Here is a 16,686-nt window from a genome sequence, read left to right as displayed (position 1 = left end):
ATGTCCAAACCCCGCAAACCAAAGGGCCGCCCGGTTTCCGGCTGGCTGATCCTCGACAAGCCGGTCGATTTCGGCTCGACCGAAGCCGTCTCCAAGATCAAATGGCTGTTCAACGCCCAGAAGGCCGGACACGCCGGCACGCTTGATCCGCTCGCTTCCGGCATGCTGCCGATCGCGCTCGGCGATGCGACCAAGACCGTGCCTTACGTCATGGATGGCCGCAAGATCTATGAATTCGCCGTCAGCTGGGGCGAAGAGCGTTCGACCGACGACCTCGAAGGCGAAGTCACCGCCGCTTCGGATATGCGTCCCGACGAGCAGTCGATCCGCGATCTGCTGCCGAAATACACCGGCACGATCAGCCAAATCCCCCCACAGTTCTCGGCGATCAAGATTGCCGGCGAACGGGCCTATGACCTAGCTCGCGACGGCGAGACGGTCGATATCCCTTCGCGCGAAGTGGAGATCTTCCGGTTGACGCTGCTCGGCGTCACCGCGGACAAGGCGCATTTCGAGGTGGAATGCGGCAAGGGCACTTATGTGCGCGCGCTCGCCCGCGATTTCGGACGCGATCTCGGCTGCTATGGCCATATTTCCGAACTGCGCCGCACCTTCGTCGCACCGTTCGCCGAGGAAAAGATGGTGCCGCTCGCCGATCTCGTGGCGCTCGAGGAGATCGAGGACCGCGACGAACGCCTGGCGGCGCTCGATGAGTTCCTGATCGATACCGCCGAGGCGCTGTCCAGCCTGCCGCACCTGCCCGTCACCGAGGATCAGGCGCATCGGCTGAAAATGGGCAATCCGGTCATCTTGCGCGGCCGCGATGCGCCGCTTGCTGAGGCCGAGGCCTATGCGACGGTACGTGGCAAGCTGATCGCCATCGGCGAGATCGGCCAGGGCGAATTCCGGCCGAAGCGGGTGTTCGGCTGATCGGCGGACGCCTCTTCCAATTGCAACGTGAATGGTCTATAGGCAGCGCCAGCATCAGGAGCCTATAGGCATCCTACTGCATTCATGGCCGAAGCTGAACGACATCTCGGCTTCTGGCGTCTCGTTCTCCTCTTTACGAAAGGATCGTAAGATGTCGATCACTGCCGAGCGCAAGACTGCGCTGATCAAGGAATATGCAACCGTCGAAGGCGACACCGGTTCTCCGGAAATTCAGGTCGCAATCCTGACGGAACGCATCAACAACCTGACGGGTCACTTCAAGGATCACAAGAAGGACAACCACTCGCGTCGTGGCCTTCTGACCATGGTTTCCACCCGTCGCTCGCTTCTTGATTATCTCAAGAAGAAGGACGAGGCCCGTTACAGCAAGATCATTGCTGCTCTGGGTATTCGCCGCTAAAAATTTCCGGCGGGCGCTCCTGGGGCGCCTGCCGGTTCTTTATTCGGGCCAAGGTCCGATGAAATGTTTGCGCTACGCCCTAGTTCGCGTGGTGACTGCCCGCAGACCCGGATGGGCCGGATCTGCCAAACAAACCGTTGACCTGTCATGGGGCAGGATTGCCGGATGCTTTCGGCCAAAGCCCTCGGGGCTTTAGCCGCGGCTCCTTTTCCAGGATGCCGGTGATGCAAAGCCTCCCGTTGTCTTGCCCATGATGTGTCACATTGATTGCGGTCGACTGTGCGCTGCGCCCGATATCGGCGATGCGTGTGCTCCCGCATTGAAGGACAAGACATATGTTCAATACTCATTCCGTCGAAATCGAATGGGCAGGCCGCCCGCTGAGGCTGGAAACGGGCAAGATCGCCCGCCAGGCTGACGGCGCTGTTCTCGCGACCTACGGCGAGACCGTCGTTCTCGCGACCGTCGTTTCCGCCAAGGCTCCGAAGGCTGGCCAGGATTTCTTCCCGCTCACCGTCAACTACCAGGAAAAGACCTATGCCGCCGGCAAGATTCCGGGCGGCTATTTCAAGCGCGAAGGTCGCCCGTCGGAAAAGGAAACGCTGGTTTCCCGCCTGATCGACCGTCCGATCCGCCCGCTCTTCCCGGAAGGCTACAAGAACGACACCCAGGTCGTCGTTACCGTCGTGCAGCACGACCTTGAGAACGATCCGGACGTCTTGTCGATGGTTGCGGCTTCCGCAGCTCTGACGCTCTCCGGCGTTCCCTTCATGGGCCCGGTCGGCGGCGCTCGCGTTGGTTACATCAACGGCGAATACGTTCTGAACCCGCATCTCGACGAGATGGACGAGTCGGTCCTCGACCTCGTCGTCGCCGGTACGGGCGATGCCGTCCTGATGGTTGAATCCGAAGCCAAGGAACTCAACGAAGACATCATGCTGGGCGCCGTCATGTTCGGCCATCGCGGCTTCCAGCCGGTCATCGACGCGATCATCAAGCTCGCTGAGGTTGCCGCCAAGGAACCCCGCGAATTCGAACCGGAAGACCATTCCGCGCTCGAAGCCGAAATGCTCCAGCATTTCGAAGCCGAGCTTCGCGAAGGCTACAAGATCACCCAGAAGGCCGACCGTTACGCGGCCGTCGACGCCGTCAAGGCGAAGGTGAAGGCCCACTTCTTCCCCGAGGGCGTCGAGCCGAAATACAGCGCCGAAGTCATCGGCGCCGTCTTCAAGCACCTGCAGGCCAAGATCGTCCGCTGGAACATTCTCGACACCAAGAGCCGCATCGACGGCCGTGATCTCGAGACCGTCCGCCCGATCGTCTCGGAAGTCGGCATCCTGCCGCGCACCCACGGTTCTGCCCTCTTCACCCGCGGCGAGACCCAGGCGATCGTTGTCGCCACGCTCGGCACCGGCGAAGACGAGCAGTACGTCGACAGCCTGACGGGCATGTACAAGGAGCGCTTCCTGCTCCATTACAACTTCCCTCCCTACTCGGTTGGCGAAACCGGCCGCATGGGCTCCCCGGGCCGCCGCGAAATCGGCCATGGCAAGCTCGCATGGCGCGCCATTCGTCCGATGCTGCCGACTGTCGAGCAGTTCCCCTACACGCTGCGCGTCGTCTCCGAAATCACCGAGTCCAACGGCTCGTCTTCGATGGCGACCGTCTGCGGCACCTCGCTCGCACTGATGGACGCCGGCGTACCGCTCGCCAAGCCGGTTGCCGGCATCGCCATGGGCCTCATCCTCGAAGGTGAGCGTTTCGCGGTTCTCTCCGACATCCTCGGCGACGAAGACCACCTCGGCGATATGGACTTCAAGGTCGCGGGTACTGCCGACGGCATCACCTCGCTGCAGATGGACATCAAGATCGCCGGTATCACCGAAGAGATCATGAAGGTCGCACTCGGCCAGGCACAGGGCGGCCGCAAGCACATCCTCGGCGAGATGGCCAACGCTCTCTCGGAAAGCCGTGGCCAGCTGGGCGAATTCGCACCGCGCATCGAAGTGATGAACATCCCGGTCGACAAGATCCGTGAAGTCATCGGTTCGGGCGGCAAGGTCATCCGCGAAATCGTCGAAAAGACCGGCGCCAAGATCAACATCGAAGACGACGGCACCGTCAAGATCGCTTCGTCTTCCGGCAAGGAAATCGAAGCGGCCCGCAAGTGGATCCACTCGATCGTTGCCGAGCCGGAAGTTGGCGCTATCTATGAAGGCACGGTCGTCAAGACCGCCGACTTCGGTGCTTTCGTGAACTTCTTCGGCGCCCGTGACGGCCTCGTGCACATCTCGCAGCTCGCTTCCGAGCGTGTTGCCAAGACCCAGGACGTCGTCAAGGAAGGCGACAAGGTCTGGGTCAAGCTGATGGGCTTCGACGAGCGCGGCAAGGTTCGCCTGTCGATGAAGGTCGTCGACCAGGCCACCGGCCAGGAAGTCAAGAAGGCCGAAGGCGAAGCCGCCGAATAAGGCCTTCTTCCTTCCGAGACATCGAGGCGCGGAAGCTCTTCCGCGCCTTTTGTTTATCTGCTGTCACGAGACGAACCGACGAGACTAGCCATGAGCCGAGACGCCCTGAAAACCCTGTTCCACCCCTTCGACACCGAGGCTGTTCCGATGCCCGGCGAAGGCGAGCGTGTGCTCTTTCTGGGCGCTGAGGCAGGCAACGCCCTACCCGAGGGGTTTGCTGCCGAGATCACCGCGGTACAGTCGTTCCGGCCTTTGTTCCGGGCCCTGAGCGAAGGCGCGTTTCCCGAGGCCGAGGGCGATAGCTACGACGTGGGGCTGGTGCTCTGCGGCAAGCATCGCGGCGAGAACGAGAACCGCGTCGCCGAGGCTCTGGAGCGCGTCAGAACAGGCGGCGTCATCATCGTGGCCGGCGGCAAGGAAGACGGCATCCAGCCGCTCCGCAACACGCTCCTGAAGCTCGGCATCGAACTCGACTACACCCCGAAATATCACGGCGTCGCGATATGGTTCGCCAGGCCCGCCAATGCGGATGCGGCAATCAAGGCGTTGAAGAAGTCGACCGTGGTGATCGACGCTCGGTTCGAGGCAGCACCCGGCATGTTCTCCCACGAGCGTGTGGACGCCGGTTCGGAACTGCTCGCAGGCCGCCTGCCGACCGATTTCGACGGCAATGCTGCCGACTTCGGCGCCGGCTGGGGTTATCTCTCGGTGATGCTGGCCGAAAAGTCGAAGCGCGTGAACCGCATCGATCTTTTCGAAGCCGATTACCAGGCGCTGGAATTTGCCAAGCGCAACATCGCGCGCAATTGCCCGGATCTCAATGCACGCTTCTACTGGCAGGATCTCGGCGCTGAGCCGCCCAAGGAAAAATACGACCTCGTCATCATGAACCCACCGTTCCACGAGACGCAGGCGACGGATCCGGAGCTCGGCAAGACGATGATCCGCACCGCCGCTGCGGCACTCAAGAACGGCGGCCGCCTGATGCTGGTCGCCAATCGCGGCCTGACCTATGAGCCGGTCCTGGCCGAAGGTTTCCGCGAAAGCGGCGAGACTTGCCGCAACGCCCGCTTCAAGGTTTTATGGGCGAAGAAGTAAGGCAGTCCTAAGCCGCCTCGATATCCTTGCGAGCGGCGCTGGCCAGGAAGGCTGAGCGCGTCAGCCCGCGCTCTTTCGCAGCCGCGTCGATCGCGTCGAGCATGCCTTTTTCGAAAGTGACGTTGGCACGCACGACGCGCGTATCATCCTCGATGAAGGGAATACGCGCCAGGAACGCTCCCTTGGAGAGTTCTGCGCGAATCTCGCTGCGAGACATCAGCTCTTCATAGGAGGAGGGGCCCGGCAGTGCGCCATCTTCCGCCCAGAGCCGAAGCGCTTCGATCGCATTTGCGGTCAGGTCGTCCTCGACATCTGCTGCGGAAAAAACCGACGGCAGATCGGGAAAGCTGATGCCGAAAGCGCTGTCGCCGTCTTTATGCATGAGCGCAATGAAGTATTTCATCGGTCTACCTCAACCCATCTTGCCTGCTTGGCAATCACAAGCGCGGTCCCAACAGGCAGGTCTTTCTTCGGGTGCGGAACGATGATGGTTTGCGCACCCCTGCGGAGCTTGTGGTGTGAGCCTTTTACGGAGACGAGTTCGTAACCGTCCACCTTTGCTATGCGAAGAACATAGCGCGGCCGAGATAAGAGATCATGATGCGCATTATTATGCGCATCATATTTACTCCGAATCGGCGTTCCGCAGCCGGTCGAGGCTCGGCAGCGAGGTGATGTTGTAGCCGGCGTCCACATAGTGGATTTCCCCGGTGACGCCGCGGGAGAGGTCCGAGAGCAGGTAGAGGGCCGAGCCGCCGATATCCTCGATGGTCGCGGTGCGGCGCAACGGCGCGTTCTTCTGGTTCCAGGAGTAGATCGCGCGCGCGTCGGAAATGCCCGCACCCGCAAGCGTGCGCACGGGGCCTGCCGAGATCGCGTTGACGCGGATGTCGCGCGGGCCGTAATCGGCAGCGAGATAGCGCACCGAGCTTTCCAGCGCGGCCTTGGCAACGCCCATGACGTTGTAGTTCGGGATGACCCGCATCGAGCCGCCGTAGGTGAGCGTCAAGATCGTTCCGCCATCGATCATCAGGTCGGCCGCCCGTTTGGAAATCTCGGTGAAGGAGAAGCAGGAGATCACCATCGTGCGGCTGAAATTCTCGCGCGTGGTGTCGGCGTAGAGGCCCTTCAGCTCGTTCTTGTCGGAAAAGCCGATGGCGTGCACCAGGAAGTCGAGCTTGCCCCAGCGTTCCTTGATCGCCGCGAAGGTGGCGTCCACCGAGGCGATATCCTCGACATCGCAAGGCACCACGAAATCCGAATTGAGTTCAGCTGCAAGCGGCTTGACGCGCTTGCCGAGTGCTTCGCCCTGAAAGGTGAAGGCAAGTTCGGCGCCCTGCGCAGCGACGGCTTTCGAAATCCCCCAGGCGATGGAGTGATTATTGGCGACCCCCATGATCAGGCCGCGTTTCCCCTGCATGATTCCGGTCATGGATTTACCCGTTAAAGCGCTGGAAGACGAGCGTGGCGTTGGTGCCGCCGAACCCGAAGGAATTGGAAAGGACAGTGTCGATCTTGGCGTCGTCGATGCGCTTGCGCACGATCGGCACACCCTCGAATTCCGGATCCAGGTTTTCGATATGGGCGCTTTCGCCGATGAAGCGTTCCTGCATCATCAAAAGGCCGTAGATCGATTCCTGCACGCCCGCGCCGCCGAGCGAATGGCCGGTCAGCGACTTGGTCGACTGGATATGCGGGATCTTATCACCGAAGACCTGGCGGATCGCCCCGATTTCCTTGCTGTCCCCGACCGGGGTCGAGGTGCCGTGGGTGTTGATGTAGTCGACATCGCCTTTCACGGTCGCAAGCGCCTGGCGCATGCAGCGCATCGCGCCTTCGCCCGACGGGGCAACCATGTCGTAGCCGTCCGAGGTCGCGCCGTAACCGACGATTTCGGCATAGATCTTGGCGCCGCGAGCTTTCGCATGTTCGAGCTCTTCGAGAACCAGCACGCCCGCGCCGCCGGCGATGACGAAACCGTCGCGGTCGACGTCATAGGCGCGCGACGCCTTGTCGGGATCGTTGTTGTACTTGGTGGACATCGCGCCCATGGCGTCGAACAGGTTCGACATCGTCCAGTCGAGGTCCTCGTGGCCGCCGGCGAACATCACGTCCTGCTTGCCCCACTGGATCATCTCGGCGGCGTTGCCGATGCAATGCGCCGAGGTCGAGCAGGCAGACGAGATCGAATAGTTGACGCCGTGGATCTTGAACCAGGTGGCAAGCGTCGCGGATGCCGTGGACGACATCGCCTTCGGCACGGCGAACGGGCCGATCCGCTTCGGGCTGTTGTTCTTGATGGTGATCTCGGCGGCTTCGATCAGCGTGCGGGTGGAGGGGCCGCCCGAGCCCATGATGATGCCGGTGCGTTCGTTCTCGCCGATATCCTTGTCTTCAAGGCCGGAATCGGCGATCGCCTGTTTCATGGCGACATGGTTCCAGGCGCCGCCCTGACTGAGGAAGCGCATGGCGCGGCGGTCCACCAATTCCGTCGGATCGAGCGTCGGCCTGCCCCATACCTGGCACTTGAAGCCGTGCTCGGCGAAATCGGGAGAGAAGGAAATGCCGGACTTTGCCTGACGCAAGGATTCTGTGACTTCGGCGGCGTCGCTCCCGATCGAGGATACGATACCGAGACCCGTTACAACTACCCGTCTCATTTCATCAAAACCTTTTCTGCTTGTTCTTCTCTGGCCGCGAAGCAGGATCAGGCGGCCTTTTCCTTCGACAGGCCTACACGAAGGTCTGTTGCCTGGTAAATGGTTTCGCCGTCCGCCTTGAGCCAGCCATCTGCGGTGCCAAGCACCAGACGACCGCGCATGACGCGCTTGAAGTCGATGCCATACTCGAGCAGCTTGGTGTCCGGGCGGATCATGCCCTTGAACTTCACTTCGCCGGTCGACAACGCCATGCCGCGTCCGGGCTCGCCGAGCCAGCCGAGGAAAAAGCCGGTCAATTGCCACATGCCGTCAAGGCCAAGGCAGCCCGGCATGATGGGATTGCCTTCGAAATGGCAGGGAAAATACCAGTCGTCGGGCTTAACGTCGTATTCGGCGCGAAGATAACCCTTGTCGAACGCCCCGCCTGTTTCCGAAATATCGGTGATGCGGTGGACCATCAGCATCGGCGGCAGCGGAAGCTGCGCATTGCCGGGTCCGAACAGCTCGCCATGGGCGCAAGAGAGAAGTTCTTCGTAAGAGAAGCTGGACTGCCTGGGTGCCATAAATTTCCGTTCCCCCCGTTGAACCTTAGACCTTTTGTTTCAGCAGCTTTAGTGCAAGATCGGTCGGAATTGAAGCGTAACGATGAACTTGCGCTCCGCCTGGGGATGGCAGCCGAGCCACTGGAACATGCGTTTGTTCTGGTCCGCATATAGGAAGCTACAGGCGCAAACCAGAGGCTTGTAGCGAAATTGCGCGTTTTTGGCGCTCTCGCGGCAGGTATCCTGCGGAAACTGTTGAAAGTGCTCGCCGTAAAAGTTATATCGGAAAGTCAAGATACCTGATATGAGCGTGAAACGGCAGGAGCTGACGGGCAATATGGCAGAAGCCATGACGGACATCGAGACGAGACTGCGCCATTGCGGCCTGCGTCCGACGAGGCAGCGCGTTGCGCTTGCCGACCTGCTGTTCGCCAAGGGTGACCGCCACCTGACCGTCGAGGAACTGCACGAGGAAGCCACTTTTGCCGGCGTTCCGGTTTCGCTCGCGACCGTCTACAACACCCTGCATCAGTTCACCGAGGCCGGCCTTATCCGGGTGCTGGCGGTCGAAAGCGCCAGGACCTATTTCGACACCAACATTTCCGACCATCACCACTTCTTCGTCGAGGGCCGCAACGAGGTGCTCGACATTCCGGTCAGCAACCTGCAGATCGACAATCTGCCGGAAGCGCCGGAAGGCATGGAAATCGCCCATGTGGATGTGATCATCCGCCTGCGCGAGAAGAAAAGCTGACGCTCCTATTCTTTCCCTTTGTTTCCCCTCATAGCCTCGTCCTGCTCCCGGCCGGGCCGTGGCCTGTAGCGCGGCAATGTCCAGCCGTAGTGGATCGCGCCGCCGCGCAGGCCGAAAGCCAGCGCCGCGCCCAGGCCTGAACTCGCGTAGAGCGGCAGGCCAAGCGCATTTGCCGCGGTAAACCCGCAGGCGCCCGCCAGCGCGGCGGTGATGTAGATTTCCGGCCTCAGCAGCACCGAGGGCTCGTTGGCGAGAAGATCGCGCAGGATGCCCCCGAAGGCAGCCGTCAGCGCCCCGGTGACGATTGCTATCGTCGGTGATCCCGTGGCGGCAAGCCCTTTTGCCGCGCCGAGCACGCTATAGGCGGCAAGCCCCACCGCATCGAACCAGATCAGCAGCCGATAGCGCCATTCGACCCGATGGGCCGTGCAGAAGACGAAAGCACCGGCAACCACGCAGATCAAAATATAGGTTGGGTCGAGCACCCAGAAGACCGGCATTCGTCCGAGGATGATGTCTCTGAGCGTGCCGCCGCCGAGCCCGGTGACCGCCGCGAAAAACAGGAAGCCGACGAGGTCGAGTTGTTTTCGCGAGGCCGCCAGCGCGCCGGTCGCGGCAAAAAGCGCTATGCCGGCGTAGTCGAGGATCATCAGCAGTGACATGTCAGACCTTGTGATCCAGCGTCGCGCAAGTGCAGGCCGTTAGCATAACCGCCGATCGTTGCGTGCGTCACCCTTCCGCGCGTGCCGTGAACAGATGAATTTGCAGAGGTCGGCCTGTGAAAAAGCTCTTGATCATCATCGTGCAGGCGCTCGTCCTGGTGTTTGCGCCAACACTTGTTTTTGCTCAGCAGCCGCAGCGTTTCAGCGATCCGGAAATCTACGAAAGGGACTACTTCCGCAAGGAATGCAAGACCGTCGATTTCGGACCGGCCTTCATCAAGCGCTTCGACATCAACAATGACGGCATGATCGACCTCGTTTCCGACCAATCCGAAGTAACCTGCGACGGGGTCAAGGGACCGCGTTGCGCAAATGAAGGCTGCCGCTACAATTTCTATGTCCAGATCAAGGAAGGCGGCTATGTCATGGTCGCCACCGCCCAGCTTTATAAATATGATTTCGTTCAATACTTCGGCAACATGGTCTTTGAATTGACGATGCATCCCCGCTTCTGCGGTCGAAACGACGCCGCGCCCTGCGAAATGCGCGTCAGGGTGCGCGGCCTCGATTTCAATATCCTGTCGAAGAAATAGAACGGCCGGGAGATGGCTCATCCCGGAAAGATCCCGCCGATCCGCCCGGTGAGATAATAGGCGGTCAGGCTCATCCACTCCCGGGCCGCCGTCGTCGCCAGCTGCGCATTCAGCGCCGGCTGGGTGAAATCCAGCGACGGGCGAACGATGCCGCTGGTGCGGTAGTCGACCGGCCACGGCGTGACCGTGATACCGGCCGCCCGGAACAGGCCCATCGAGCGCGGCATGTGGAAGGCGGAGGTGATCAGCAGGCAGTTATCGAACCCCTGAGCCTTGAGAAGCCCGGCCGTATTCACCGTATTCTCATAGGTCGTGCGGGACGCGTTTTCCGTCACCAGCCGATCGGCCGGAATGCCGAAGGCGGAGAAGAACCGTTCCGAAGCCTGCGCTTCGCCTTCGTAGGCGCCGCTGATCGAACCATCTCCGCCGGAAATCAGAATGCGCGCCTGCGGATGATTGCGGGCGAGCCGCAGAGCCTCCACGAACCGGTCGGCCGCCTGGTTCAGCTCGATGCCGCCGCGCACCGTCGTCACCTCGTTTTCCAGCACGCCGCCGAGCACGATCATGCAGGAAACCGCCTGTGGCTCCTGGGAAGGCTTCGGAAAGCGATCTTCCAGCACCTGCAGCGCCACCGTACCTGTCGTGGTGAAAAGCGTCAGGAATAGCACCAGCGCGGTTAGGAATGCGGCTACCCCGCCGAGCCTGCGCCAGCCAACGAAGACCAGAAATGTGGCGAGAGCTGCGAGCAGGAAGGCAATCGAGAGAGGCTGGGCAAACACCCAGAAGAGCTTGGAAAGCAGGAACATCAAAAACTTTCGGAACGATCAGGCGCGGCGGCGGGCGGAAACGATCGGCTGCTGGAAGTGCAGGTGCAGCGGGCGCGGCAGAAGCGCCGTCGCCAATGCCACCGCAAGGGCCAGAACCGAAACGATCCAGAGCGCATGGCTGCCCGCATATTTCGTCAAAAAAGCGCCGGTGACGGCGCCGCATGCCATTCCGGTCCAGGGAACCGTCTGGATCAGCCAGCCGGTCGGATTGCGGTCGCCGATCAACCAGCGGCCGATGCCCCGGCCGAAGCGGGAAAGCGCGCCGGTCACATAGGTGAGGCCGATCGGCAGCCCTTCGATATGTTCGACCGTCGCGTTGATCATGCCCATCGACAGCACGATCAGATAGAATTGAAGCCGCGGATAACCGGCCGTGGGAACGATGGAAGCCGCGGCCAGCAGGAGTGAAACGCCCGATAGCACGACGAAGGTTCGCCGCGCCGAAACCGTATAGGCAAACACGATGCCGAGCGCGTTGCCGAGGATGAAGACCCAGAGCGCGATGAAGAGGATGATCGCATGGCTATAGTCGCCATCGGCAAAGGAGATTGCCGCGCGGGTCGTGTTGCCGGTCATGAAGGAGACGAAGTCGCCCGACAGAAGCAGGCCCACGGCATCCGTCATGCCCGCCACGAAGGAAATGGCGGCAACGAGCGCAAGACCTGTCACGGTCCGCCGCCTGCGGATGATGCGTCTTCGTCTTTCCCTGCTCATAGAGCCCCTTCCTCCGCGTAACTCTGCGCGAATCACGCCTTGAGGCGTCGATTTAGGACAATGTCGGATAAGTAGAGAAGAAATCGCAAATCGCGCCCCGAAGCGAGTCCTATCTCGGGCCCAGCCAGGCATCGATACCCTTTGCCGCGGCCCGACTCGTCGCAAGGCACGCGGTCAGCAGGTAACCGCCGGTCGGCGCCTCCCAATCGAGCATTTCCCCGGCGGCAAACAGGCCAGGAAGCGGTTTCAGCATGTAGTTTTCGTCGAGATCGCTCCAGGCGATGCCGCCGGCGGAGGAGATTGCTTCCGCAATCGGCCGGGGACGGAGAACCGGGATCTGCAGAGACTTGATCAGCCTCGCCAGTTCCTCAGGGGACACGCGGTTGATATCGCCAACAAGTTCGCGAAGTAGGGCAGCCTTCACGCCCTCCAGCGCTGCTCCCTTGCGCAGACGGTTGGAGAAACTCGCCTTGGCATCCTGCCGGGCAAGGTCGCGGCCAAGTCGCTCCAGCGTGCGGCCGGGCGCGAGATCGACGGTCAATGCCGCTTGGCCTTGCGAGAAAAACCTGTCCCGAAGCGCGGCGGAATGGGCGTAGACCAGGCTGCCCTCGATCCCGTGTTTCGAGACCACGAATTCGCCCTGGAACGCGCCGGCGTCGGACGTGGTCGAAACAGATTTCAGTGGCTCGCCGGCGAAGCGCTCGCGAAACGCCTCGCTCCAGGCGACATCGAAACCGCAATTGGCCGGCTGCAGCTCGGTGATCTCGACACCCTGGTCGCCCAGCCACGGCACCCAGGCGGCATCCGAGCCAAGCCGCGGCCAGCTGGCGCCGCCCAGTGCCACAAGAGCGGCATCGGGCCGGACGGTAACCGGCCCTTCCGGCGTTTCGAACCGGTAACCGTTTTCGGCAAACCCCACCCAGCGATGCCGCGTCCTGAGCGCCACGCCCTGCGCCTCCAGCTGCCGCAGCCAGGCGCGCAGGAGCGGCGAGGCCTTCATGGCTTTCGGAAACACGCGACCGGACGTCCCCACGAAAGTTTCCGTGCCGAGACCCGCTGCCCAGGCCCGAACGTCGTCCGGCGTGAATGCCTCGAGGGCAGGGCGCAGGCGCGCGGAGGCACTCCCGAATCGCTCCGCGAAACTCGAAAAATCTTCCGAATGGGTGATGTTCAGCCCGGATTTGCCGGCGAGCAGGAATTTCCGCCCGAAGGTCGGCATCGCCTCGTAGACGGTCACGGAATGGCCGGCAGCGGAGAGAACCTCCGCCGCCATTAGCCCTGCCGGGCCGCCACCGATGATCGCGATCTGCTTTGTCATGCCTCCCGGTTACGGCAGATCACTCCGCTTTGCCATAGCCTCCGGCTGTCGGCGTCTGGACGGTCACCGCCTCGCCCGCCTCGATGATCGTCTGGGCGCAGCCGCCAAGCTCTTCGAGCGTGCCGTCGAGGCGCCGCACCGTGGTCTTGCCAAGTTCGCCGGTTTCGCCGCCGTCAAGCCCGTGCGGCCTGATCGTCCGATGCGAGGAAAGGATGGCGCAATCCATCTTTTCGAGGAAGCGGATGGTGCGCTTCGTGCCGTTGCCGGCCGAGAACCTGCCCCTGCCGCCGGAATTGTCGCGGATGTGGAAATCTTCGAGCAGCACCGGATAACGGGTTTCCAGGATTTCCGGGTCGGTGAGGCGGGAATTGGTCATGTGCACGTGCACCGCATCCGTGCCTTCGAAACCGGTCCCGTCGTTGAACACGCCGGCCGGCGAACCGGAGCATAGCGTCTCGTAATACTGGTAGGTCGCATTGCCGAAGGTGAGGTTGTTCATCGAGCCCTGGCTTGCCGCCATCGCGCCGAGCGCGCCGAACAGCGCATTGGTGACATGCTGGCTGGTCTCGACATTGCCGGCAACGACTGCCGCCGGATATTGCGGCTTCAGCATCGATCCTTCCGGGACGATGATGCGGATCGGCCGCAGGCATCCCGCATTCATCGGAATGGAGCTTTCGACCATGACGCGGAAGACATAGAGCACTGCCGCCCGGGTCACCGGTTCCGGCGCGTTGAAATTGTTCTTCTTTTGCGGGCTCGTTCCGGTGAAATCGACGGTCGCCTCGCGCTTGGCCTTGTCGACGGTGATTTTCACATTGATCACGCTGCCCTGGTCGGTCGGATAGGAGAACTCGGAATTTCCGAGCTTCTCGAGGACCCGGCGGACGCTCTCTTCCGCATTGTCCTGCACGTGGCCCATATAGGCCTGGACCACGTCCAGCCCGAACTGCGCGATCATCTTGCGCATCTCGTGCACGCCCTTTTCATTGGCGGCGATCTGGGCGCGCAGGTCGGCGACGTTCTGGGCGACGTTGCGGGCGGGGTAGGGGTGGTTGGAGAGGAGATCGGTGATCCCGGCCTCGTCGAACCGGCCGCGATCGACGAGCAGCACGTTGTCGAACAGCACGCCCTCTTCATCGACGGTGGTCGCAAGCGGCGTCATCGAACCCGGCGCCGTACCGCCGACATCGGCATGATGGCCGCGCGAGGCGACGTAGAACAGGATGTTCTGGCCCTCTGCATCAAAGACCGGCGTGACGACGGTGATGTCCGGCAGGTGGGTGCCGCCATTATAGGGGGCGTTCAGCGCAAACACGTCGCCGGGGCGGATCTTGCCCTGGTTCTGGGCGATGACGCTTTCGACCGACCGGTCCATGGAGCCGAGATGCACCGGCATATGCGGGGCGTTGGCCACCAGCGCGCCGTCCGCATCGAAGACGGCGCAGGAGAAATCCAGCCGTTCCTTGATGTTGACCGAAGACGCGGTGTTCTGCAGCGTTACGCCCATCTGTTCGGCGATCGACATGAAGAGGTTATTGAACACTTCGAGCAGCACCGGGTCGGCCTGCGTGCCGATCGGCTTGGCGCGCGAAAGCTCGGCGACGCGCTTCAGCACGACATGGTTCAGCCTGGTGATCTCGAAGGCCCAGCCGTCCTCCACGACGATCGTCTGGTGCGGCTCAACGATCAGGCAGGGGCCGTTGGCGCGCGAGCCCGGCTTGATGTCGGCGCGGCGGTAGACCGGCGCCTCCCGCCAAGCCCCGCCGGAGAAGAATTTTGTCTGTTCGGCGGCCTTTGGCGCGCTGTCGTCCAATTCGAATTCAGGTTCGTCGGAATCGGCGCCGCCGCCGATCGCCTCGACCTCATAGGCCTCGAAAATGATCTCGCGGTTTTCGAAGATGAAGCCGAACTGCTTCTTGTGTGCCGTCTCGAAGGCAAGCGTCATCTCTGCCGCATCGGCGAGAGTTACGGGCAGGGTCGTATCGGTGCCCTGATAGCGCAGATGAGCGCGGTGCAGCACCTCGGTTCCGGATGCGGTCACGCCCTGCGACGCCATTTCTTCCAGCACGCTGGCAGTCAGGTCGTCACGGATCGGTTGAAGAGTTTTCAGCGCGGCCGCAAGCTCTTGCGATACCGTGCGCTGGCGGCTGGCGCGGATGTCGGCGAGGCCCATGCCATAGGCAGAAAGAATGCCGGAGAAGGGGTGGATCATGACCGTCGAGATGCCGAGTGCGTCGGCCGTCAGGCAGGCATGCTGGCCGCCGGCGCCGCCGAAGCAGGTCAGCACGTAATGGGTGACGTCGTAGCCGCGCTGGACGCTGATCTTCTTGACCGCATTCGCCATGTTCTCGACGGCGATCGCCAGGAAGCCGTCAGCCACCTCTTCCGGCGAACGGCCGTCGCCGATCACCTTGGCCATGTCCTCGAAGGCTGCGCGCACCGCATCCGCATCGAGCGGTTGGTCGCGGTTGGGTCCGAAGATCGCGGGGAAGAGGTTTGGCGAAAGCTTGCCGAGCATGACGTTGGCGTCTGTAACGGTCAGCGGTCCGCCGCGGCGATAGGCCTTCGGACCGGGATTGGCACCGGCCGAATCCGGGCCGACGCGAAAACGGCCATTCTCGAAATGCAGGATCGAACCGCCGCCGGCGGCAACCGTGTGGATCGACATCATCGGCGCGCGCATGCGCACGCCCGCCACTTCGGTTTCGAACGAGCGTTCCAGCTCGCCGTCATAATGCGAAACGTCGGTCGACGTGCCGCCCATGTCGAAGCCGATCATCCGATTGAAGCCCGCCAAGCGCGAAGTCTCGACCGCCCCGACCACGCCGCCGGCAGGCCCCGAGAGGATCGCATCCTTGCCCTGGAACAGCCGCGCCGCAGTCAATCCGCCCGAGGACTGCATGAACATCAGCTGCGCGCCCTGACTGTCGGCGACGTCGAGCCCGGTCCCGAGCTCGCCGGCAACCTGCTCCACGTAGCGGCGCAGGATCGGTGACAGATAGGCGTCGACCACAGTCGTGTCGCCGCGACCGACCAGCTTGATCAGCGGCGAGACCTCGTGGCTGACGGAAACCTGGGTAAAGCCGATGTCGCGTGCGATATGCGCAATCAGCTGCTCATGCGCCGGGAAACGATAGGCATGCATCAGGACGATCGCGACGGCGCGGAAGCCCGCATCATACTGCTCCTGCAACTGACCGCGGATCGTATTTTCGTCCGGCGCGGCCTCGATCGTGCCGTCGGCTCGGACCCGTTCGTTCACCTCGACAACGTGCTTGTAGAGCAGCTCCGGCTTGATGATCTTCTTGGCAAAGATGTCGGCGCGGGCCTGATAACCGATCGCCAGCGCGTCCCGGAAGCCGCGTGTCGTCACGAGCAGCGTGCGCTCGCCCTTGCGCTCCAGCAGCGCATTGGTGGCGACCGTCGTACCCATCTTCACAGCGCCGATCGCATCGGCAGGGATAGCGGCGCCGGCGGGCACGCCGAGAAGCTCGCGAATCCCCTGCACGGCGGCGTCGCGGTAGGCTTCCGGATTTTCGGACAGGACCTTATGGGCGACGAGCGATCCGTCCGGCTTTCGGCCGACGATGTCGGTAAACGTGCCGCCGCGATCGATCCAGAAATCCCACTTAGCCTCGGTCATGTTCCGCCCCTCAAATCAAATTGCGTGCCTTAACGAAAACATTTCGTCGATAA

General features: G+C 62.2%; 16 protein-coding genes. 6 read left to right on the top strand and 10 right to left on the bottom strand.

The features are described from left to right. The 4 genes from truB (at position 1) to C5J22_RS23110 (ending at position 4,917) form a co-directional block, all read left to right on the top strand. Positions 1-930, top strand: a complete 930-nt coding sequence (gene truB, locus C5J22_RS23125) for a tRNA pseudouridine(55) synthase TruB (RefSeq protein WP_105440165.1) — start codon at positions 1-3, stop codon at positions 928-930. A 151-nt stretch (positions 931-1,081) separates the two neighbouring features. Beyond that, a complete protein-coding gene (rpsO, locus tag C5J22_RS23120; protein WP_038547700.1) occupies positions 1,082-1,351 on the top strand; it encodes a 30S ribosomal protein S15 in 270 nt (89 codons plus the stop codon). Between the two features lie 335 nt (positions 1,352-1,686). Next, a complete protein-coding gene (gene pnp, locus C5J22_RS23115) occupies positions 1,687-3,819 on the top strand; it encodes a polyribonucleotide nucleotidyltransferase (RefSeq protein ID WP_105402241.1) in 2,133 nt (710 codons plus the stop codon). A 90-nt stretch (positions 3,820-3,909) separates the two neighbouring features. Beyond that, positions 3,910-4,917 (top strand): class I SAM-dependent methyltransferase, encoded by a 1,008-nt coding sequence (locus C5J22_RS23110; protein ID WP_105440164.1) that lies wholly within the window; start codon positions 3,910-3,912, stop codon positions 4,915-4,917. A gap of 7 nt (positions 4,918-4,924) precedes the next feature. Here C5J22_RS23110 and C5J22_RS23105 read toward each other — a convergent pair whose 3' ends face one another. The 5 genes from C5J22_RS23105 to fabA form a co-directional block, all read right to left on the bottom strand. Further along, positions 4,925-5,320 carry a type II toxin-antitoxin system HicB family antitoxin gene (locus C5J22_RS23105; RefSeq protein WP_105440163.1) on the bottom strand — a complete coding sequence of 132 codons (396 nt, stop codon included), beginning with the start codon at positions 5,318-5,320 and terminating at the stop codon, positions 4,925-4,927. Next, positions 5,317-5,481, bottom strand: coding sequence for a type II toxin-antitoxin system HicA family toxin (locus C5J22_RS31755; RefSeq protein WP_245440515.1), 165 nt, complete (start codon positions 5,479-5,481; stop codon positions 5,317-5,319). Before C5J22_RS31755 ends, C5J22_RS23105 begins: the two co-directional genes overlap by 4 nt. 61 nt (positions 5,482-5,542) lie before the next feature. Beyond that, positions 5,543-6,349: an enoyl-ACP reductase FabI gene (gene fabI / locus C5J22_RS23095; protein WP_038547712.1), complete on the bottom strand. Its 807-nt coding sequence runs from the start codon at positions 6,347-6,349 to the stop codon at positions 5,543-5,545. Positions 6,350-6,353: 4 nt separating this feature from the next. Next, positions 6,354-7,577 (bottom strand): beta-ketoacyl-ACP synthase I, encoded by a 1,224-nt coding sequence (gene fabB / locus C5J22_RS23090; RefSeq protein ID WP_105440161.1) that lies wholly within the window; start codon positions 7,575-7,577, stop codon positions 6,354-6,356. Positions 7,578-7,624: 47 nt separating this feature from the next. Next, the gene (fabA, locus tag C5J22_RS23085; protein WP_037080143.1) at positions 7,625-8,140 is read right to left on the bottom strand and encodes a 3-hydroxyacyl-[acyl-carrier-protein] dehydratase FabA; all 516 of its coding nucleotides are present in this window, start codon (positions 8,138-8,140) and stop codon (positions 7,625-7,627) included. Between the two features lie 316 nt (positions 8,141-8,456). On the opposite strand from fabA, the gene irrA reads away from it, so the two are divergent. Beyond that, complete coding sequence (gene irrA / locus C5J22_RS23075) at positions 8,457-8,873, top strand: iron response transcriptional regulator IrrA (RefSeq protein ID WP_105417624.1); 417 nt, start codon at positions 8,457-8,459, stop codon at positions 8,871-8,873. Positions 8,874-8,878: 5 nt separating this feature from the next. Here the strand turns inward: irrA and C5J22_RS23070 are convergent, their stop codons facing one another. Next, a complete protein-coding gene (locus tag C5J22_RS23070; protein WP_037080139.1) occupies positions 8,879-9,535 on the bottom strand; it encodes a trimeric intracellular cation channel family protein in 657 nt (218 codons plus the stop codon). Between the two features lie 116 nt (positions 9,536-9,651). On the opposite strand from C5J22_RS23070, the gene C5J22_RS23065 reads away from it, so the two are divergent. Next, positions 9,652-10,128 (top strand): hypothetical protein, encoded by a 477-nt coding sequence (locus C5J22_RS23065; protein WP_105440159.1) that lies wholly within the window; start codon positions 9,652-9,654, stop codon positions 10,126-10,128. 17 nt (positions 10,129-10,145) lie between these two features. Here C5J22_RS23065 and C5J22_RS23060 read toward each other — a convergent pair whose 3' ends face one another. The 4 genes from C5J22_RS23060 to C5J22_RS23045 form a co-directional block, all read right to left on the bottom strand. Further along, positions 10,146-10,934: a YdcF family protein gene (locus tag C5J22_RS23060; protein WP_105440158.1), complete on the bottom strand. Its 789-nt coding sequence runs from the start codon at positions 10,932-10,934 to the stop codon at positions 10,146-10,148. 18 nt (positions 10,935-10,952) lie between these two features. Next, positions 10,953-11,669, bottom strand: a complete 717-nt coding sequence (locus C5J22_RS23055; protein ID WP_105440157.1) for a YoaK family protein — start codon at positions 11,667-11,669, stop codon at positions 10,953-10,955. A gap of 109 nt (positions 11,670-11,778) precedes the next feature. Beyond that, the gene (locus C5J22_RS23050; protein WP_105440156.1) at positions 11,779-12,987 is read right to left on the bottom strand and encodes a TIGR03862 family flavoprotein; all 1,209 of its coding nucleotides are present in this window, start codon (positions 12,985-12,987) and stop codon (positions 11,779-11,781) included. Between the two features lie 19 nt (positions 12,988-13,006). After that, positions 13,007-16,633 (bottom strand): hydantoinase B/oxoprolinase family protein, encoded by a 3,627-nt coding sequence (locus C5J22_RS23045; RefSeq protein WP_105440155.1) that lies wholly within the window; start codon positions 16,631-16,633, stop codon positions 13,007-13,009. Positions 16,634-16,686: the final 53 nt, after the last annotated feature.

Source organism: Neorhizobium sp. T25_13 (assembly GCF_002968675.1).
GTDB lineage: Bacteria > Pseudomonadota > Alphaproteobacteria > Rhizobiales > Rhizobiaceae > Neorhizobium > Neorhizobium tomejilense.
Note: the sequence above shows the minus strand (reverse complement) of the source record. Positions and strands in the feature narration are given on the sequence as shown.